The 19,122-nt window shown below is 61.5% G+C and carries 17 protein-coding genes, 6 pseudogenes, 1 riboswitch and 1 other annotated feature; of the genes and pseudogenes, 8 read left to right on the top strand and 15 right to left on the bottom strand.

The features are described from left to right. Positions 1-109: 109 nt before the first annotated feature. A riboswitch (cyclic di-AMP (ydaO/yuaA leader) is annotated at positions 110-264 on the top strand. Between the two features lie 8 nt (positions 265-272). The 8 genes from ABRP28_RS20180 to ABRP28_RS20145 all read right to left on the bottom strand — a co-directional run bounded on the left by ABRP28_RS20180 (position 273) and on the right by ABRP28_RS20145 (position 8,425). Beyond that, a complete protein-coding gene (locus tag ABRP28_RS20180) occupies positions 273-1,325 on the bottom strand; it encodes an ISL3 family transposase (protein ID WP_374153016.1) in 1,053 nt (350 codons plus the stop codon). 137 nt (positions 1,326-1,462) lie between these two features. Next, positions 1,463-1,609: a hypothetical protein gene (locus tag ABRP28_RS20175; RefSeq protein ID WP_169998865.1), complete on the bottom strand. Its 147-nt coding sequence runs from the start codon at positions 1,607-1,609 to the stop codon at positions 1,463-1,465. Positions 1,610-1,926: 317 nt separating this feature from the next. Then, complete coding sequence (locus tag ABRP28_RS20170) at positions 1,927-3,378, bottom strand: aldehyde dehydrogenase (protein WP_169998863.1); 1,452 nt, start codon at positions 3,376-3,378, stop codon at positions 1,927-1,929. A 715-nt stretch (positions 3,379-4,093) separates the two neighbouring features. After that, positions 4,094-5,203, bottom strand: a complete 1,110-nt coding sequence (locus tag ABRP28_RS20165) for a dihydrodipicolinate synthase family protein (protein WP_350006212.1) — start codon at positions 5,201-5,203, stop codon at positions 4,094-4,096. Positions 5,204-5,335: 132 nt separating this feature from the next. Next, positions 5,336-6,151: a 3-(cis-5,6-dihydroxycyclohexa-1,3-dien-1-yl)propanoate dehydrogenase gene (gene hcaB / locus ABRP28_RS20160; RefSeq protein ID WP_169998861.1), complete on the bottom strand. Its 816-nt coding sequence runs from the start codon at positions 6,149-6,151 to the stop codon at positions 5,336-5,338. Positions 6,152-6,154: 3 nt separating this feature from the next. Further along, entirely contained in the window at positions 6,155-6,427 is a 273-nt protein-coding gene (locus ABRP28_RS20155) for a dihydrodiol dehydrogenase (protein ID WP_350006214.1), read from the bottom strand. 13 nt (positions 6,428-6,440) lie between these two features. Continuing rightward, positions 6,441-6,974: a 3-phenylpropionate/cinnamic acid dioxygenase subunit beta gene (locus ABRP28_RS20150; RefSeq protein ID WP_169998858.1), complete on the bottom strand. Its 534-nt coding sequence runs from the start codon at positions 6,972-6,974 to the stop codon at positions 6,441-6,443. A gap of 2 nt (positions 6,975-6,976) precedes the next feature. After that, entirely contained in the window at positions 6,977-8,425 is a 1,449-nt protein-coding gene (locus ABRP28_RS20145) for a Rieske 2Fe-2S domain-containing protein (RefSeq protein WP_350006216.1), read from the bottom strand. A gap of 194 nt (positions 8,426-8,619) precedes the next feature. Between ABRP28_RS20145 and ABRP28_RS20140 the strand changes: the two genes are divergently transcribed. Both ABRP28_RS20140 and ABRP28_RS20135 read left to right on the top strand, forming a co-directional pair. Continuing rightward, the gene (locus tag ABRP28_RS20140; protein WP_169998854.1) at positions 8,620-9,015 is read left to right on the top strand and encodes an SCP2 sterol-binding domain-containing protein; all 396 of its coding nucleotides are present in this window, start codon (positions 8,620-8,622) and stop codon (positions 9,013-9,015) included. A 116-nt stretch (positions 9,016-9,131) separates the two neighbouring features. Beyond that, positions 9,132-9,644, top strand: a complete 513-nt coding sequence (locus ABRP28_RS20135; RefSeq protein ID WP_169998852.1) for a hypothetical protein — start codon at positions 9,132-9,134, stop codon at positions 9,642-9,644. A gap of 230 nt (positions 9,645-9,874) precedes the next feature. On the opposite strand, the pseudogene ABRP28_RS20130 reads toward ABRP28_RS20135, so the two are convergent. After that, positions 9,875-10,337 (bottom strand): annotated as a pseudogene (locus tag ABRP28_RS20130) (integrase core domain-containing protein); the annotation flags it as partial. 188 nt (positions 10,338-10,525) lie between these two features. Here ABRP28_RS20130 and ABRP28_RS20125 point away from each other — a divergent pair. The 3 genes and pseudogenes from ABRP28_RS20125 to ABRP28_RS20115 form a co-directional block, all read left to right on the top strand. Then, positions 10,526-10,705: a hypothetical protein gene (locus tag ABRP28_RS20125; protein WP_346769074.1), complete on the top strand. Its 180-nt coding sequence runs from the start codon at positions 10,526-10,528 to the stop codon at positions 10,703-10,705. Next, positions 10,666-10,779, top strand: a sequence feature (AL1L pseudoknot). Its footprint overlaps the gene before it by 40 nt. Continuing rightward, positions 10,705-11,346: pseudogene (locus tag ABRP28_RS20120) on the top strand (IS3 family transposase); the annotation flags it as partial. (Overlaps the previous feature by 75 nt.) The gene ABRP28_RS20125 and the pseudogene ABRP28_RS20120, both read left to right, overlap by 1 nt. A gap of 26 nt (positions 11,347-11,372) precedes the next feature. Further along, positions 11,373-11,705 (top strand): annotated as a pseudogene (locus ABRP28_RS20115) (helix-turn-helix domain-containing protein); the annotation flags it as partial. A gap of 6 nt (positions 11,706-11,711) precedes the next feature. Here the strand turns inward: ABRP28_RS20115 and ABRP28_RS20110 are convergent. Beyond that, entirely contained in the window at positions 11,712-13,019 is a 1,308-nt protein-coding gene (locus ABRP28_RS20110) for an ISL3 family transposase (protein WP_374153004.1), read from the bottom strand. 137 nt (positions 13,020-13,156) lie between these two features. Between ABRP28_RS20110 and ABRP28_RS20105 the strand changes: the two are divergent. Beyond that, a pseudogene (locus ABRP28_RS20105) lies at positions 13,157-13,717 on the top strand (transposase); the annotation flags it as partial. A 14-nt stretch (positions 13,718-13,731) separates the two neighbouring features. Here the strand turns inward: ABRP28_RS20105 and ABRP28_RS20100 are convergent. Then, positions 13,732-14,934 (bottom strand): IS110 family transposase, encoded by a 1,203-nt coding sequence (locus tag ABRP28_RS20100; protein ID WP_350006173.1) that lies wholly within the window; start codon positions 14,932-14,934, stop codon positions 13,732-13,734. A 237-nt stretch (positions 14,935-15,171) separates the two neighbouring features. Between ABRP28_RS20100 and ABRP28_RS20095 the strand changes: the two are divergent. Both ABRP28_RS20095 and ABRP28_RS20090 read left to right on the top strand, forming a co-directional pair. Further along, positions 15,172-15,699: pseudogene (locus tag ABRP28_RS20095) on the top strand (IS30 family transposase); the annotation flags it as partial. After that, on the top strand, positions 15,683-16,012 hold the full coding sequence (locus ABRP28_RS20090) for an integrase core domain-containing protein (protein ID WP_374153015.1): 330 nt from the start codon (positions 15,683-15,685) through the stop codon (positions 16,010-16,012). The pseudogene ABRP28_RS20095 and the gene ABRP28_RS20090, both read left to right, overlap by 17 nt. 296 nt (positions 16,013-16,308) lie before the next feature. Here the strand turns inward: ABRP28_RS20090 and ABRP28_RS20085 are convergent. The 4 genes and pseudogenes from ABRP28_RS20085 to ABRP28_RS20070 form a co-directional block, all read right to left on the bottom strand. Further along, a pseudogene (locus ABRP28_RS20085) lies at positions 16,309-16,430 on the bottom strand (ATP-binding protein); the annotation flags it as partial. A 33-nt stretch (positions 16,431-16,463) separates the two neighbouring features. Then, positions 16,464-17,177 (bottom strand): GntR family transcriptional regulator, encoded by a 714-nt coding sequence (locus tag ABRP28_RS20080; RefSeq protein WP_350006171.1) that lies wholly within the window; start codon positions 17,175-17,177, stop codon positions 16,464-16,466. Positions 17,178-17,600: 423 nt separating this feature from the next. After that, complete coding sequence (locus ABRP28_RS20075) at positions 17,601-17,792, bottom strand: ferredoxin (RefSeq protein ID WP_169998820.1); 192 nt, start codon at positions 17,790-17,792, stop codon at positions 17,601-17,603. 25 nt (positions 17,793-17,817) lie between these two features. Continuing rightward, the gene (locus ABRP28_RS20070) at positions 17,818-19,059 is read right to left on the bottom strand and encodes an NAD(P)/FAD-dependent oxidoreductase (RefSeq protein ID WP_169998818.1); all 1,242 of its coding nucleotides are present in this window, start codon (positions 19,057-19,059) and stop codon (positions 17,818-17,820) included. Positions 19,060-19,122 lie beyond the last annotated feature (63 nt).

Genomic DNA, 19,122 nt, shown 5'->3' with positions numbered 1-19,122 from the left:
GCCGTTCCCCAAATGTTTATACATTTGTGATTTTTCTGTGTAGATTGGGCCCGTGCCGCCCACCGGGCGCTGCACCCTTGGCCTGTTACCGAGCCCAGCCGCCCGCCAAGGCCCATACATCACAAGCTCCGGCAGGGGCGGGGGAACCAAAATACGGATTCGACATTGAATCCTCGGGGTTAAGCCGCCGGCAGGTACGTCCGGCGGCCGGGTGACTCCCACCCGCATCCGACAGCTCACCTCGCAGGTATCGGGAGAGGTTAAGCGGCTCTTCAGAATTGAGAGTGTAGTTTCGGTCTGAATCCGCCGGATTCCAGCAGCGATCTGGCGACATAGTTGGTGAGATTCCGGAAGCCGAGGGCAGATCCTCGTAGGTGTTCGAGTCTCCCATTGATCGCTTCACTTGGGCCGTTTGATGTGCCGGGTCGCTCGAAGTATGCCAGCACGTCCTGGGCCCGTCGTTTGAGGGTGCGCCCGAGAGTTCGGAGCTCGGTCAGCGCGGTGGGGACGCCGCTGCTGAGGGAGTCAATCACGGCTTGCATCATCTGCTGACCTTTGGCCCGGGGATCCATCACCGGGACCGCGTCGGGGAGTTCCTCGGCCGCGGCGCTCTTGAACCCGGAGAACCCGTCCATGGCCACGACCTCAACCCCGTCCCGCCATTCTTGGGGGCGTTCCTGGAGCCAGGTCGCGAAGGCTAGTTTCGAGCGGCCCTCGACCATGTCCAGCAGGCGGGACGGGCCCGTGCCATCGCGGATTGGGGTCAGGTCAATGATGACGGTGACGTACTTGTCTCCGCGGCGGGAGTGCCGCCACACATGCTCATCAACACCAATGACCTTGACCCCGTCGAAGCGGTGCGGATCATCGATCAAGACCCTCCGTCCTTCGGCCAGGACGGCCTTGTTCGCGGTATTCCAGGTGACGCCGAGTCCTTCGGCGATCCGGGCGACCGTGAGGTGCTGGCAGACGACGCCTTCCAACGCCCAGCGCAGCCCCCGGCGGGAGAGTTTCGCCCGCGGCTCGGCAGCCTTGGAAGTATCCTGCCGCCAGACGTGCCCGCACCCGGCGCAGCGGTAGCGGCGGATGCTGACCAGCAGTGTGGTCGGCCGCCACCCGAAGGGTTCATGGCCCAGCCGACGGGTCACCGTGTCACGGGGAACGCCCTGGCACCCGCACTTCCGGCACCAGTCATCAGGATCAACAACACGGCAGGCAAGGACGGCGCGGCCCGGGCGGACATGCTGCCCGGTCACTTCGAGTCCGAGTCCGTCGAGGCGGCAGAATGTGGTCAGGTCAGGGCTTTGGAAGGTAGCGTTAAACACGAGGGCCTTGCGGTAGAAAAATCACGATCTAGACAATCCGATTCTCTCCCAAGGCCCTCACCCCAGCCGAAACAACCTCCCCGCCCCGGACTTCTCACGCGGCAGCGCCGATTACACTCTCAATTCTGAAGAGCCGGTTAAGCAATGTCAAAGAAAAATGCCCGCCACAGGGCCGCCACCAGCAGCACCCTGTCCGCCATTTCACGAAGCGTTTCCAGCCACGGCGGAGCAGTGGGCCGCCAGGCCGCACTCGTCGCCGTGGGATCCGGGCTCGTGCTGAGCATGGCCGTGCCAGCCCACGCCGGAGCCACCGCATCCGACCCGCAGGGGCTCACCGCAGCGTCCAGACCTCCTCAAGGACCAGGCGGGAGAGCTTTCCCCGTGCCTTGGGTGTGAGGTCGGCGTTGGTATGGGTAACGTAGGACACGAAGGTCCTCCTAGCGTCGAGATGAGTGTGGTAACCCGAATCGATACCGGAGGCCCTCGCCTTTTACATCACGCCACGCTGTTCACAACGTCCGTGGGAATTACACCTAGGTCCGGAACCTGACGATGACGTCGGCGTTACCGCCAGGTTACGGACATTCGGGATGGTGTGTTTCTAGAACGGGTACTGCTGGTCCGAACGACCGACGGTGATCCACTTCAGTTCGGTGAACTCGTTGATCACCGCGCGGCCGTCAAACCGTCCGTAGCCGCTGTCCTTGACTCCACCGTAGGGTGCCTGTGCCTCGTTCTGGACCGTGGGTCCGTTGATGTGGCAGGCACCCGATTCGATCCGCATGGCGGCGTCGAGGGTGCGGTTAATGTCCTGGCCGAAAACAGCGGCTGAGAGGCCGTACGCCGTGGCGTTGGCGATGCCGATGGCGTCGTCGTAGCCCTTGGCGCGAACCACCGTGGTGATCGGACCGAAGGTCTCCTCGTCGTAGATCTGCATTTCCGGCGTGACGTGGTCAATGATTGTGGCGGGCATGACCGCGCCGTCCGCGATGCCGCCGGCAACTACCCTAGCTCCCTTGGAGAGTGCGTCCTCCATCATGCCGTTGAGGCGCGGACCGTTCTTGGCGTTCAGCATCGGGCCTACGATGCAGGAACCGTCAGTGACAGGGTCTCCCGTTCCCAGCTCGGCCGCCCGTGCCGCGAACTTCTGCACGAATTCGTCGGCGACTGAATCATCGACAACGATCCGCTCCGTGGACATGCAGATCTGGCCCTGGTAGAGGAATGAACCGAACACAGCGGCGCGCACGGCGTCGTCGATGTTGGCGTCATCCAGAACGACTAAGGGCGACTTTCCGCCGAGTTCGAGCAAAGCCGGCTTGAGTTCCCGTGCAGCCTTTTCGGCGATGATGCGACCCACACGGCTTGATCCCGTGAAGTTGATGCGGCGAACGGACTTGTGCGAGATCAGGGTGTCTATGATCTGCGGGGAGTCCTCCGCAGCGTTGGTGATGACATTGAGCACGCCGTCGGGCAGTCCGGCGTCCCGCAGCGCCTCGGCAATGAGCAGGTGGGTTTTCGGGCTCGATTCGGAAGCCCGGAACACTACAGTGTTACCGCATACCAGCGGGTAGGCGATGGCCCGGGCGCCCAGAGCCACAGGTCCGTTCCAGGGAGCGATGCTCAGAATCACGCCGACCGGCTGGCGAACAGTCATGGAGAGGGTTCCCGGCTTGTCCGTCGGGATGGTCTCGCCCTGAATCTGGGTGGCCAGGCCTGCAGCCTCCCGGAAGAGGTTCGCGGCCGCGACGACGTTGAAGGCGGCCCAGAGTTCGGACGCACCAACTTCCTGGGCCATGGCGGAGATGAAATCCGGCATCTTGGCTTCCAGGGAGTCCGCCGCCTTCAGCATGATCGCACGCCGCTCGGACGGACCCGTCTTGGACCAGGTCAGAAACGCTGCCTGAGCCGAATCGACCGCTTCGATGGCGTCTTCCTGTGCGGCGGCAGCGGCCGTTGTGACAACGTCCCCGCTGATCGGATGAATGCGCTCAAAGGTTTTTCCGTCGAGTGCCTTGCGGTCCTTGTTGTCAATAACGAGTAATGTTTCCACGAGCTTTTTCTCCTACTGTTCTGGTGCTGATGACAATCAAACGATAGTGACTGAATACCGGGAGCCGTTGTGGCTCCGGGGCTTACAAGCGGGGCCGGTTCCAACGCGTCGTCCCGACGGCGCGGAACCAGCAGTACTGCCGCCAGACCCACCGCCGCAGCAATGCCCCAGACGGCGAAGTTGACGAAGTTGCCCAGTCCCGCTGACACCACGCCACCTCCGCCAAAGATTGCCAGGACGGCCCGGATTTGCGCTCCCACCGAACCAAATCCAACGACGGTGACCAGCAGGTACATCACAGGAAGCGACGCAATCCCCGTGCCCATGAGGAACCAGTGCCACGCCTGACAATTCAAAGGACACCGCGGTCAGGGGACGCGGGCCGAACCTGTCGGCCAGTCTGGAGGCCACCAGCGCTCCGACGATCGCGCCAATGTTCACAGCCAGCAGGTCAGTCCGCTGATACCCGATGCAAACCAGGATCATCGAGGGTAGGAGACGCCCGGTCAGAAAGCCGCGGAAATGCCCTTTGGCCTTTCCTGTAGGGACCATTGCCCCGTCAGCTGACTCCTGAACAGGGCGGTGCAATGGCTCCAGCCCGTACATCCGGACAATCGCCTCCGCCTCTGCAGTGTGCCCCCTGGACGCCAGGTACGCCGGAGATTCCGGCGTAAGACGAACAGGAGTGGTCGATATTGGCTGGAAACCAGTCAGGTTAGGAGGCTGGAAGAAAATCAGAGGAGTCAGCCTCCATGGGCTGCCTGCGGGGGGTTTCTGAAACCGGCGACGGCGTCGTCGGGGCTTTGGCCCGAGACCTGGTTCTGGGTTTGGCTTCTGGCTTGGCGACGTCGGCTTTCAGTTCCTCTACGAGCTGGCGCCACCGACGGCCGGCCTCCCGCGCACCTTCCAGGTATTCGACCGGGGTGGTCTGGAAGGGTGAGCGGGGCGATCCGGCCTTGATGTATCCGGCCTCATCGAACCGAAGCTTCTCCAGGGCGATGTTGTACTTGGAAAATTCCGGGAAATTTGCCCGCGCTAGGAAAGTCTCATACGTCCATTCGATCCGTTTGGTTAGGTGCCGCGCTGTCTCGATGTTGTTGGCGACCAGGGCCTCGCGGAGGGCAATAACCGGTTCCGGTCCGCAGAGGGCGCTGCTGCTCCAGCACCCGACGGCCTCCTCCGGATACATGGTCTTGGCCAGGAACCAGTCCGTCTCCAAGGTGAGCAGGCGCATCTTCCCTTCGACAGCCGCAACGTCGAGGCCGTACTTGGGTGTCAGGGCTATGTATTTGGCCCCGACCACCTGAGGAAGCTTTGCCAGTTCAGCATAGACCGCCGTCGGAATGGGTCCCTTAAACGCCTCTGTGTTGTCATAAAGCATCAAGGCCATGTCGGGAAAGGCATCGACAATTTCCTTGTAGTAGGAAACCATCGTTTCGGCGCTGAGCCCGCCCCACATCGGGCGGCCCAGGAAAGTTCCCCGGACGCCAAGGTCCTGGAGGAAGCAGATCCGATCAATGGTGTCGCGCGTGTTGAGGGTAGTAGCACCGATGAAAAGCGGCAGATCCGGCGCTACCTCCGCCGCCGTTTCCGCAACCTGCCGCGCAAATGACTGCCACTCCGGCAAAGTCAAAGTTGCCATTTCGCCAAGGGTTCCGTTTGTCATGATTCCATCAACGCCGTCGGACACGAGCTGGCGAATCATCCGGTCGGTTTCCGCCAGATCAACCGTGTCGCGGGACGCGACATCACCCGCTCCCACAACAGATGGGCTGGGAGTTACTGCGATTACGCCTTGTAAGTCCTCCACTCCGAACTTCTGCATGTTGGCACCTCCTAAAATTGTCACGGCCCTGCCGCACGCAAGGAATCAAAGACTTTGACTGATGCCGACCAGTCAATGGGATTATTCGTCGGCGCCGACTTCTTGCAGCCGACGCCAACCATGAAACTTCGCCTAGTTTTGGAGGCCCGCCATGCGGGTCATTCCACGAACTCCCAGGCCGCCGTCGCTGTTGATGATGGTGCCCGTCACTGCCGCACTGCGCTCACGGGAGGCCAGGTACGCAAATGCCCACGCGTGATCGGAGGGCTGTGCGACAATCCCAAGTGGGTTGTTCCCCCCAATGAGACCCTCGATGTCCGGTACATCCTTGAGTCGCAGACCCTCGTTGGCCAGCGCCGGGACACCCCGAAGCTCCGTGACCGTCCCGCCGGGCGCCACGCCGTTAACCCGAACGTTCGGCGAGAGCTCGTACGCCAGTTCCGTGATGAGCCCGCGGACAGCGAATTTCGAGGCCATATACAGCGGCCCGCCCCCGCCGGCGTAGAACCCGGCGTTCGATACGGTCATCACGACGTCGCCGCGATTCGCGATGAGCTGGTCCAGGGCTGCCTTGACCGTCATGATGTTGCTCTTGACATTAACCGCAAACAGCTGGTCAAAGGCATCACTGATCTTCTCCTTGGGCAGCTGGGGAATCTCCGTGAAGTAGTCGAAAACACCCACTACACAGACCAGAGTGGTGAGCGGACCAAAGGCCGAGACAGTTTCGGCAACCGCCTTGTCGTTGTCATCCATGGACGTCGCATCGCCCTCGATAACGACAACAGAATCTGACGAGAAGTTCTTGCGCAGATCTGCAGCTTTATCGCGTGAAATCTCCAGGATGCCGACCTTGGCACCCTCCTGCACAAAGAGTTCAACTACCCCTCGGCCGATGCCTGAGCCGCCGCCCGTGACGAGCGCGACCTTTCCATCCAAAAATCCCATAATTTATTCCTTTCTCATCAAAGTCGATAGGGGTTTTGCACGCATCTCGGAACCCGGCCCGTACGGCGTCTCCAGCAACCTTGAAAAGGTGGCAGAAGGCTGCCAGGTCAGGCATTCAAGCTGCAGCGGATCCAGCTGGGTCTCGAAGCCCAACTTGGGTGATGTGACGACAAGCCGTTCACCGTTGCCGGTCCGGATGTATGCCAGTTGGACCACGGTGAATTCGTTGGCAATCTGAATGATCGGATCTTCGCCGGCCTTGTAAATGATGCCCATGGTTACTCCTTCGTCACATGATCAATGCGAAGTTATGGGTCATGATGGTGGTCTGATCCAGAACGACCACACGCTGGACCATGTGGAAGCCGTCGTCCACCCGGCGAAGAACGTCGTGACGCTCGCCCGAGAGGATGTCATACGTGGGCACGTCCCCCCGCGTCCGGTACAGGAGCAGATTCGACGCGACCTTGAACTCGTCGTCCTTGTCGCCTCCGACCACCCGCACGTTCGTGACGAAGTGGCGGGATCGTGAGGGCGGATCTTCAGCCCAAGCATATTCGGTCTCCAGCCTGAGTACCCGCATCTCCATGGTGTCCCAGTCGTCGTCCATCAGGGTCATGCCTTCGATGATGTCCGTTTCGGCCTCCCGCTCCCGGGTGACCCGAAGGGGCACAACGTAGTGCAGGTCCTGCGCCATGAGGTCAAGCCATTCGCGGTACTTACCTGCATCCAGCAATGCGGCTTCCGCAAAGAGCCATTCGGTAATTTCCCGGACGGCCGTGTCTACTACCTGTGTTTGGGGTGTCTGTGCTTCGATTGTCATGTTTAGGCCTCCACAGTCTCTTTGGTGCCAGCCAGTGCCTCGACCTTGCCGTTCCCCTGAGCCCCGTTTGGGCTGCGGTGGGCTTCCGAAGGCTTGTCCGAAACTGGCCTGTCCTCAAGCATGAGTTCCATCCAGTATTCGAGGAAGTTTCGCTGGTTGGCTTCCGCGTAGTCCATCGGATAGGCCACACCGGGGCCGGGCCAGTCCGGATCCGGTGTGAGTGCGCCACGGCCCATCTGGTAGTTCAGGTCACCCTTGCGGGCAAATTGACCAGCCAGGACGCGGGTGATGCTCCGCCAGTTTTCTGCGTCGTCCTGTTCGAAGGCGCCCGAAATCCCGAAGGTGTGAAGATACGTCTTGTAGCCTTCTTCCTTGAACCAGTCGGGTGCGTCCTTTTCGACCAGGAAGAAGGAGTAGACCTCCATTTTTCCAGGGCCGAGGGGGTGCCACAGACGCAGCGTGAGGAATGCTGTTGGAGCGGAAACGTGGTCTTTCGATACCATGAAGTTTCCGATGGACAGGTTGGGGAAAACGTTTCCGTGGATGAAGTTGTTCGGCCGGAATATCTCGACCTGTTCCGGCTTGAGCCGCGCTTTCATCTCGTCGATGATGTTGTCCGGCATTCCCATGAACTCGGGTAGGGGGATTCCCGGCGGCGGGCCGATAATTCCGATGCCATGACCGTGCTCGGTGTGCACATGTTCGCCGTACAGCGCGAACATGGGGTCCGGTGGAGCCATCCCGAGTTCCACCATAGAGCGGTGAGTCATCATGGTGTGGTATGCGTCGCCGACGAAGTTGTCGGATCCGAGCTTCCAGTTGGCATCAACGATCCAGCGTTGCGGGGCCCCGACCACTTCCATGCCGGCGTCGCTGCGGTCCATCACGATGTCCAGGTAGAACTTGAAGTCACCTAGGTAGTCGGAAAGCGATTCGGCGTGGGGGTCAAGGCAACCGAAAATCATGCCTTTGTAAGTGTCGAGTTGGGGGATGGAGCGCAGGTTCCAGTCCGCTTTTTCGAGTTTGTTATCGTACCCTTCTTTGCCGGCGGGGACACCTACGAGCTTTCCTCCGTTGTTGTACGTCCAGCCGTGGTAAGGACAGCGGAAGTGGGAGGCGTTACCCATTTCCGCGCGGCAAATTTGCATGCCACGGTGCCGACAGCTGTTAAGGTGGGCACGCACGTTTCCGTCTTCGCCCCTAGTGACGATGAACTGATCCTCCGCGATGTAGCGGACTACGTAGTCACCGGGCTTGGCGATCTCACTCTCATGGGCCAGGTAAACCCATGAGCGGCCAAACACACGCTCTCGTTCGACGTCATGTACCTCGGGGTCATTGAGGAACGCTGTCGGGACGGTCCACTTGGCCTGCACATCGTGCAGCCCTTTTTCCAGGTTATGTCGTAGCTTATCGCTCAACTGTGACTGGTGTTCTTCAGTAACAGACATCGTTGTCTCCAATTTGGCATTGTGTGCATCAAAAATGTGTGCACCTATTATCGCTACCTGAATTGCCGGTTAGCTGCGTTGGTCGGGACGTCCAATCTTCTGCCCGCCCCTCGCAGACTAACTTCCTAGCATGTTAGTATGCTGTCGTGGGTAGGTCAACAGGCCTGGCACCAGTCACTCAAAGGAGAGGGCACATGGCAACACCTGTTTTGTCACCGGAATGGATGAAGAGTTACGCCGATCTTTGGAACGAGACCGAGCTCACGCGTGAAGGTATGAAAAAACTCAGCATGGTCATTGAGTACCGCCTGGCGGAGGACGAGAGTCGGGCCGGTCAGGTCGAGGTCCGCGAAGGCGAAGTCGTTCGGGCGGGGGCGCCGGCGGCCGGCATCAAGCCTGATTATCTGCTGACGGCGAAGGTCGACACTTGGCAGCGGTTGGGGCGAAGTGAATTGTCGGCATCGAACGCAATGGTCACGCGGAAAGTTAAGTTCCGCGGTCCGATGGCCGTCGCCTTGGCCCACCTTCCGTCCCTGGAAGAAGCCATGCGCATGTTCGGCCAGATCGAAGACACGGACTGGGCCGTCTGACCGGCGGTAACCGCGGCCGGGCGCCACTTGGTGTGTCCAGCCGCGGCGCCGGGCTTCCTGGATGATCCACCCCCGACCGGTTTCCCGGTGAATTAACCAGTGATTTAAGTAGGACGATGGACCACGAACAGACGCCGGCGAGGGATGGGACGGACCCTGACCGATACCGCTGGCAGGACCAGCACGGCGAATCCGTACTGAAAGCTCCTCTCCATGTGAACGGAACGACGTTTGACGGCAGGCTGCTTGGTTTCAGATTCTACGAGGACTCAGCTGTTTTGATGGACTTCAGCGGCCAGGAAGTAGTGCTGGCGAGACCAGGGGCTGACCATCCTGATGGGGCCTTCGGCCTTCTTGTAACAGCACCCGGGGCCGGTGGGGATCTCGCGTCCGCAGTGGCGCAACTACCCGATCAGCCCGCCCTGATTGTCATCGAGGGCGGCACTGAGCTCACCCGCGTCCTGTTATCACAGGAAGCTCGGCTGAGCAAGGGCCTGACCACTGTCATAGTCGACGACGGCAGCACTGACTACGCCGTGAATCTGATACGTTCCGGACAGGCGGACGCCGTCGCAAGAACCCAGGCGTGGGAGCAAGACGTCCCGCATCCAACCGAAAGTGAGAGATGAGCACGTGAAGTTGCTCACGATTCGCACTCCGAACGGTACACGGGCAGTCCGCCAGGTTGACGATGTACTCATAAAAGTGGATGGGTTTAACGACGTCGGCATGCTGCTGCGCAACCCTGACTGGCGCTCCATAGCTGACGCTGCCGACGGGGATCGTCACAGCCTTTCGGAAGCCGACCTCGCGCCAGTTATTCCTGTTCCCGGCTGTCAACGGTCATTAGGAATTGCCCCTAGGCGGCCAGCAGATCTGGTTGGGCCCCCGTTAGCAGTCCAGCGCCTGCGATAGCTAATTGGTTTTCTTGCGTCCAGGTTTCCCAGTAGCGTTTCGGCGTCATGCCGTCCAGGGATCCGTGGGGCCGTTCATGATTGTAGATAGCTTTCCATTCCTCGGCCAAATACTTCGCTTCGGCCATGGTGTCCATGATTTCTTCGGCGAGTTGTTCCCTTCTGAACTGGGCGTTGAATGACTCGATGAAGCCGTTCTGCCAGGGCGATCCCGGGTCGATGAACGCGGTGTCCACGCCGGCGGTGTTGCACCACTCGATCAGTGCGGCGGCCGTGAATTCCGGCCCGTTGTCACACCTGACGTAGGTCGGTGTGGTCCCGGTTTCGGCGATTATATTTCTCCAGCACCGCAACCACGTCCGACGCTTTGAACGACCGCCGCGGGATGACCACCAGCGCGGTGCGGGTGAATCGCACCGGGTTTGATGGAGACATCGATTACCCGGAAGGATGATTCCCATGCCAGCACAACGGAAGTACCCAAACGAGCTGCGTGAGCGCGCAACGCGGATGGCCATGGATGCAAGGAAAGACCCTGCGACCAGGACCGGCGCGTTCCGCCGGATAGGTGAGCAGCTCGGGGTGAACCCGAGGCGCTGCGGACCTGGGTGAGCCGGGCCGAGATCGGCGAGGGCCTGAGGCCGGGCACGACAACGGCGGACGCGGACCGGATCACCGAACTCGAGCGTGAGGTCCGCGAGCTGCGCCGGGCGAACACGATCCTGAAGCAGGCCTCGGCTTTCTTCGCGGCGGAGCTCGACCGCCCGTCGAGGTGATGTGCGCCGTCGTAGACAATCACCGCGATGAACACGGGGTCGAGCCGATCTGCAAGGCGCTGCAGATCGCCCCGATCACGTACTACGCCCGCCGTTCCCGGCCGGAGTCCGCCAGAGCAGTCAGCGACCGCGAGCTGGGGGAAAGGATCGAGAGCGTCCACGCTCACAACTACGGCGTCTACGGCGTCCGGAAGATCCACAAGGAGCTGCACCGGCAGGACATCCCAGCGGCGCGCTGCACCGTCGAGCGGCTGATGCGCCAGAAGGGCCTGCGCGGGATCTCGCGGTCCAAGGGGCCGCGCACCACGAAGCCAGCACCGGAGACCGGCAGGCCCGCGGACCTGGTCGAACGCCGGTTCCAGGCCACGGCGCCAAACCGGCTGTGGGTCGCAGACATCACGTATGTCCGCACGTTCGCCGGCTGGGTCTACGCGGCGTTCGTCATCGACGTCTTCTCCCGCAGAGTCGTCGGCTGGCAGGTGGCCACCAGCCTCTACACCGACCTAGCACTGGACGCTTTGGAAATGGGCATCTGGGCCAGGATCCAGGACGGCGCAGACCTTACCGGGCTCGTGCACCATTCCGACCGCGGAGTCCAGTACGGATTCAACCGGTCGTCGCAACACCTTGATCACGGAGGTGTGCGATGGGTCGCGAGAAGCAGGAGATGCCGCAGGCGGCGGGGGTCGGGCGGAGGCAGTGGGCGGCGGATCGGGCCCTGCGTCCGCCGATGCGTTCACCTGGGCGGCCGGAGCCCTCTCGTGCGGTGCAGTGAGCGTTCTGGGCACTGATCGCGTCTGGACTGACGACGGCTGAGGCCCCTGCGGAGGTGGGCGTGTCGTGGCCGGTCGGGTCTCGTTGGTTCCGTCACGCTGGCGGCATGTCGCCGATCAGTCTGGACGAGCCCACGGGCCGTTACCTGTCTTTCGCCGAGCGGGAGGAGTACGCTTTGCTGAACGCCGGGCAGGTAGGCGTGCGGAAAATCGCCCGGCGGATTGGAGGCTCTTCAGAATTGAGAGTGTAGTTTCGGTCTGAATCCGCCGGATTCCAGCAGCGATCTGGCGACATAGTTGGTGAGATTCCGGAAGCCGAGGGCAGATCCTCGTAGGTGTTCGAGTCTCCCATTGATCGCTTCACTTGGGCCGTTTGATGTGCCGGGTCGCTCGAAGTATGCCAGCACGTCCTGGGCCCGTCGTTTGAGGGTGCGCCCGAGAGTTCGGAGCTCGGTCAGCGCGGTGGGGACGCCGCTGCTGAGGGAGTCAATCACGGCTTGCATCATCTGCTGACCTTTGGCCCGGTCTGGTTCCCGGTAAGCGGCAACCATGCGCTGGTAGGCGCCGCAACTGGCTTCGACCTCAACATGCGTATCAGCGGTGAACAGGGTTTCCAGGCGTTGGCGTTGGTTCTCGGTGAGCAGGTCCGCGCCTGTGTGGATGGTCCGGCGAGCCGAATACAGCGGGTCCCCGGCCCGTCCGCGGTGCCCGCACGTCTGCTGCTGAACCCGCCGCCGGCACGAATCAAGGGCATCGCCGGCCAACCGGACGACGTGGAAGGGATCCATCACCGGGACCGCGTCGGGGAGTTCCTCGGCCGCGGCGCTCTTGAACCCGGAGAACCCGTCCATGGCCACGACCTCAACCCCGTCCCGCCATTCTTGGGGGCGTTCCTGGAGCCAGGTCGCGAAGGCTTGTTTCGAGCGGCCCTCGACCATGTCCAGCAGGCGGGACGGGCCCGTGCCATCGCGGATTGGGGTCAGGTCAATGATGACGGTGACGTACTTGTCTCCGCGGCGGGAGTGCCGCCACACATGCTCATCAACACCAATGACCTTGACCCCGTCGAAGCGGTGCGGATCATCGATCAAGACCCTCCGTCCTTCGGCCAGGACGGCCTTGTTCGCGGTATTCCAGGTGACGCCGAGTCCTTCGGCGATCCGGGCGACCGTGAGGTGCTGGCAGACGACGCCTTCCAACGCCCAGCGCAGCCCCCGGCGGGAGAGTTTCGCCCGCGGCTCGGCAGCCTTGGAAGTATCCTGCCGCCAGACGTGCCCGCACCCGGCGCAGCGGTAGCGGCGGATGCTGACCAGCAGTGTGGTCGGCCGCCACCCGAAGGGTTCATGGCCCAGCCGACGGGTCACCGTGTCACGGGGAACGCCCTGGCACCCGCACTTCCGGCACCAGTCATCAGGATCAACAACACGGCAGGCAAGGACGGCGCGGCCCGGGCGGACATGCTGCCCGGTCACTTCGAGTCCGAGTCCGTCGAGGCGGCAGAATGTGGTCAGGTCAGGGCTTTGGAAGGTAGCGTTAAACACGAGGGCCTTGCGGTAGAAAAATCACGATCTAGACAATCCGATTCTCTCCCAAGGCCCTCACCCCAGCCGAAACAACCTCCCCGCCCCGGACTTCTCACGCGGCAGCGCCGATTACACTCTCAATTCTGAAGAGCCGGATTGGACGTGACCCGGGGACGGTCTCACGCGAGATGCGCCGCAACGCGGCGACGAGGGGCGGCAAGCCGGAATACCGCGCTCTGGTGGCGCAGTGGAAAGCTCAACAGGCCGCGAAGCGTCCGAAAAGAGCGAAGCTCGTGGGCAACGAGAGGTTGCGTGAGTACGTGCAGGACAGGCTCGACGGGAGCGTCCGCCGGCCCGACGGCAAGGCTGTGACCGGGCCTTGGACGCCGGCGTGGAAAGGTCTGGACAAACCGCATCGGCAGGACAGGCGATGGGCGATTGGGTGGAGTCCGGAGCAGATCTCCCACCGGCTCCGCGTCGATTTCCCTGATGATGAGTCCATGCGCATCAGCCACGAGGCGATCTACCAGTCGCTTTTCATCGAGGGTCGCGGGGCGCTCAAGCGGGAGCTGGTCACGTGCCTGCGCACCGGACGTGCGCTCCGGGAGCCTCGCGCACGATCCCGGAGCAAGCCGCAGGGTCATGTCACCGCAGATGTCGTCCTCAGCGAACGGCCCGCCGAGGCCGGGGACCGCGCTATCCCTGGTCACTGGGAATCTCAATGTTTCTGTCAGGCCACCTGGGCGGTGATGCGTGGTATTGGTTCCTGGTAGATGGTGTGGTCGCGGAGCATGGCCCAGAGGACGTTGATGCGACGTCTGGCGAGGGCGATGAGGGCCTGTTTATGGGACTTTCCCTCGCTCCTTTTCCGGTCGTAGTAGGTTCTTGAGGCTGGGCTGTTCTTGAGGCTGGAGAGGGCGGCGAGGTAGCAGGTTCGCAGGAGCCTGCGGTTGAAGCGGCGTGGTCGGTGCAGGTTCCCGCTGATTCGTCCGGAATCGCGCGGGACGGGAGCCAGGCCCGCGACGCTGGCGAGCCGGTCGACTGAGTCGAATGCGTCCAGGTTGCCGCCGATGTTCGCGAGGAAAGTTGCGGCGAGGACGGGGCCGAATCCAGGCATGGTGAGCAGAACGTCGGCGCTGTCGTGCTGCAAGAACAGTTCGGTGATCTGGGCATCGACGTCGGCGATTTCTGCATCGAGGGTGCTGATTTGTTCGGCCAACCGGACGACCAGGGCAGAGCCTGTGGTCTGTGTGGGCAGGACGGTGTGCTGGGAGTTCGCCGCTATCAGTGCCTTCTCGGCCATCTTGGCACTGTTGCGGCAGCCGCGTTTCCTCAGCCAGCCGATGAGTCGGGTCAGTCCTATCCGCCGGATACCCTCGGGGGTCTGGTATCCACTGAGAAGGGTGAGCGGCGCTTTCTTGGAGTAGTCGAACGCGCGCTCGAGGGCAGGGAAGTATTCCAGCAAGGTGGCGCGGAGCCTGTTGATTGACCGGACACGGTCGCTGATCAGATCGGTGCGCCGGGCGGTGAGGAGCCGCAGGTCCACGCCGATTTGGTCCGCGCCGCGGACGGGTTGGAGGTCGGTGCGCATGCGTGCATGGTCGGCAATGATCCTGGCGTCTTTCGCGTCGGTCTTACCATCTCCGCGGTAGGTAGCCGCGGCGTGGTGGACTATGCGTCCGGGTATATAGAGCAGTTGCTGGGCGTGCGCGGCCAGCAGCTCGATCAACAGGGCCGCTCCGCCGGCGTTCAGATCTGTGGCCCAACAGACCTCATGACCGTCCGCGATCTTCGCGATGGTGGCTATGAGTTCGAGGAGTGCATTTTCGTCGCTCTCGACCCGTTTCGAGAGCAGCACCGCCCCTGCCTGATCGATCACGACGCAATGATGAGCTCTTTTGCCCGAGTCAATTCCTACCCAGAATGCCGGCATATTCAGTCCCCTTTGATCAGCTCCAATATCGGTTGGCCCTGTCGATAACTGCGCCGGCACGTCCTTACCCAACGATCAATGTCGTAATTCTCAATCAGCGGTCGAGTCATCGGCGGGCAGCGGGCGGCCATTCCCAGTGAGCCGTCCAAGCGGCAGGGAGACCTGTGCCATACCCGCCACCCGAGGGTGATCGAACACTACGACAGCTCCGAAATCACCCACAAGAACAACGTAAGGAAGGGTGATCTGATCATCGGGACCGGACGATCCGCGATCGGCACGCTCATCGAGCGCAGCAGCCGCTCCACGCTTTTGGTGCATCTGCCCAGGCTCGAGGGCTGGGGCGAGAAGCCACCCGTGAAGAACGGCCCCTCGCTCGGTGGGTACGGTGCGGTCGCGATGAACGCGGCACTGACAGTGTCGATGACGAAACTGCCCGAACAGCTCCGCAAGACTCTCACGTGGGACCGCGGGAAGGAGCTGTCCGCGCACGCCCAGTTCGCGCTCGATACCGGCACGAAAGTGTTCTTCGCCGACCCGCACTCGCCCTGACAACGACCGACGAACGAGAACACCAACGGACTGCTACGCCAGTACTTCCCAAAGGGCACCGACCTCGCACGGTGGAACGCGGACGACCTCGAAGCCGTTGCTCTGGCCTTGAACAACCGGCCACGTAAAGTGCTCAACTGGAAGACCCCGGCCGAGGTATTCAGCGAGCAACTACAGTTACTCCAACAACCCGGTGTTGCAACGACCAGATGAACCTGCCCAGTACCGTGCGATCCGCTACACCCAGCGACTGGACGAAGCAGACGCTGTGGCCTCCGTTGGGTCCAAGGGCGATAGCTATGACAATGCCCTCGCCGAGGCGTTCAACTCACTGTTCAAGGTCGAACTTGTCCGCAACAAGGGCCCATGGCGGGACATCAACCATCTCGAGGTCGCCGTGGCTGAGTACGTAGATTGGTTCAACCACCGGCGTCTCCACGGCGAGATCGGCCATGTCCCGCCAGTCGAATACGAGCAGCTCCACGCAGTCCACCCGGCCCCGGAACTGCTCTCAATTTCCAACTAAAAACGCCTCCACAAAACCCGGGGCTTGACACACCTGAGCCGCCTCGGCGACAGTTCCCAGGCGCGCCACGGCGGCCAGGACATCCTGTCTTTGGGCACGGGTGTGGGACTGCTGGGAACGCTTCCCGAGCGCCCCGGTGCTCGACGCCGATTCTTCCGTTGAAGGAGATTTTTTCCTTAAGGAGAGACTATTTTTCGATGTTGATTCCATGGTGTTGCGACTCCCGATTATTCGGGGGCGTTGCAACGATCACTAGAACTCGCCCGGGCAGGTTGGGTTGCTGGCCACCGGGGTGTTTAGGTCAGTGGCATGACTCCCTTTCCGTCCAGTACCTGGGTGAGGCGACGGAGTCGCCGGTGGTTTGGCAGACGTGGGCTTGGTGCAGCAGCCGGTCCACCGTCGAGGTGGCCATCCGGCGGTACCCCGCTGTGCCGACGCTTAATAGCTTCGTCTACAGCTCGGCCAGCTTCTCGGCAACAAAACCACCGATGGAAACGAGATGCTGAGTCGCAAGTTCCCGGGCACTGGAGCCGTCCCCGTTGGCGATGGCATCGAGGATTGCATGATGTTCGTGGTCTGCGGACAAAAACCACTGCTTCGGCCCTAATTTGCTGGTGACGGCCATCAGGAAGTCACTGCGGTCCCAGTAGGTCCTGGCGATGTTCAGGGTGTCGCCCGGCTGGGCAAGGAAATGTATAGCCCGGTGAACGCGGCGATTGAGGCTCAGGTACTCCTCCATGGGAAGATCAGGGTCCTCTTCAACCATGCGAGAAGAAAGTTCGACCGCGTTGCGCAGGATTACCAGCCCCGAAGCCGTTCGGCGCTCGGCTGCCATTTCTGCAGCGATGCCTTCGAGTGCCCCGAAAATGCGGTAGTAGTCCACTGTCCCGGCCGGCGAGGGGCGCACAACCCGGACGCCGACCTGTGGCACAACTTCCACGAAGCCATCGAGTTGGAGTTTCCTGAGGGCATCCATCACTGGCTGCCGGCTCGTTCCGAATGTGGTGGCGATTTTGAGGGCAACTAACTCCTCGCCCAGCAAGTACTCCCCCATGATGAGAGAGCGCTTAATCGCGTCATATACGAAGTCCCTCTTTCGCGGCCGGGACTGGCTCTCGGCGCTAAGGAGATCGTCGCCGTTCCACCGATCCTTCATGGCATCCATGAAGGAAATTCTAACATTTCAGAAGGGCCATTTCTTGCCCCCAAGAGCCAGAGGCCACCCCCGTGAATTATGACGGGGATTGACCAGCCCGATGGCCCGCCTTTCGCCGCCCATGCCGACCGGCACGAGCTCGCCGGCGCGTTCCGCCAAGCCAATGAGGCTGCTCCATTCCCAGACAAAAGGAACTGCCTTAGGTGCAGGCTTCACCGGGAGCAAATCGCTCGCCTGCGTCCCCAAGGGCCGCATGCTGCCCCGCGTGAAATCCACGTTGGAGCACGCTGATCAGGAACACAATCACACGGTATAAGGTCCAATTGGGGGCGTCATGATCCAGGCCCCCGCTGATCCTGCGTTGGTGCGTCTTTACGAAGATTGCTCATCACAACCTCCGTTAGGGTCGAATATCAGAACTAAGAGGACTGCTCAGTCTTCTTCAATGGTCAGCGCCCTGGCGGGGCACTCCCGTGCTCCCGCACGCGCGTCGGCTTGCAGCTCTGCAGGCGGTTCCGGAAGCAGAACCTTGACGACGGCACCATCAAGGTCGTAGACATTCGGCGCGACGGCCGCACAGTTTCCATACGCCATGCATTTTTTTGGATTTGAGGTGATTTTCACTTTTTCTCCTGCCTTGCCGACGCCCTCATGCAGCGGCCTGGTTATCTGAAATTTCCTTCTCAAGGTTTTCGACAAATGCAAGATTCAACTCGGCCACGTCGGTGATTCGGCGTCGGACTCCGAGCATCCATGACCGGGCATTGATGCCAACGAGGGCGCTGGGCGCTCCGTCGCGGAAGTACACGAACAGGCGCTTGTTGTCCTTTGCTTCTGAGCCAAGCAGCTCAACACGGTCGTCTCCGCGCGGGGAGCCGATAATTTCAATCCTCGAACCAAACTGATCAGACCATACGTAGGGGACGGAACGGAATGACCGGGCTTTTCGCCGCCCGGCAAGCAGATTCGCTGCCGCAACCTCTCCCAGCTGAACCGCGTTGGTCCAGTGCTCGATTCGCCGCTGAAAACCCTGCAGGGGATGGTTTATCCGGGCAACGTCGCCCGCAGTAACAATTGAGTCACTGACAAACAATTTGTCATCGCAGACGACCCCGTTGTCGATCAGTACGTCCGAGTCAGCCAGCCACTCCGTGTTGGGCACGGCCCCAATGGAAAGGAGCACATTATCGAACTCAAGGCGGGTTTCATCGTCGTTGATCACCTGAACGGACGGGACGCCCTTAACGGAACCAACCACCACCTTGCGCACCATGGATTCTGTGCGCACATCCACTCCGTGCTGTCGTTGAATATCGGCCAGCACCCGACCAACGCGGGTACCCAGAATGGCAGCCATGGGCTCAGGGTCCCGTTCGAGCATAGTCACCGCCACACCCATCCGGCGGGCGGCAGAGGCTACTTCCGAGCCCAGGAAACCTCCCCCGATGATGCCCAGAGTCTGTCCGTTACGGAGGCCTTCAGCCAGCCGCTGTGCATCCCCCATCGTCCTGATGACATGCACTCCCTCTTGATGAGGGTCCAGGCCCGACAGACTCCGCGGCCGTGCGCCGGTTGTAATAATCAGTCCGTCATAGGAAAGATCGCCGTCTACGCCGAGAAGCAATCGTTTGTGCTCACGATCCAGGCCTGTTGCGCGGACGCCGAGGCGAAACTCAAGCTTGAGCGACTCGACCTCTTTCGGCGTCAATAACGCGATGTCTTCTCGCGCCCAGTCGCCCAGGAGAAACTGTTTGGACAGCGGAGGCCGGTCATAGGGCATTTCGGATTCTTCGCCCACCAGGATTATTCGTCCGTCGTACCCTTCCGCGCGCAGTGTCTGCGCAGCGCGCGTACCTGCCAGTGAGGCCCCGACAATAACTATCGTCTCCATTTAATGCTCCGCATTGTTCAATTCGACTGTCCTTACGTTCGAGCTCGGGTCTGATTCCGAGTC

Origin of the sequence: Pseudarthrobacter sp. WHRI 8279 (genome assembly GCF_040224115.2) — a bacterium.
Lineage (GTDB): Bacteria > Actinomycetota > Actinomycetes > Actinomycetales > Micrococcaceae > Arthrobacter.
This window is presented reverse-complemented; position numbering and strand designations above follow the sequence as displayed.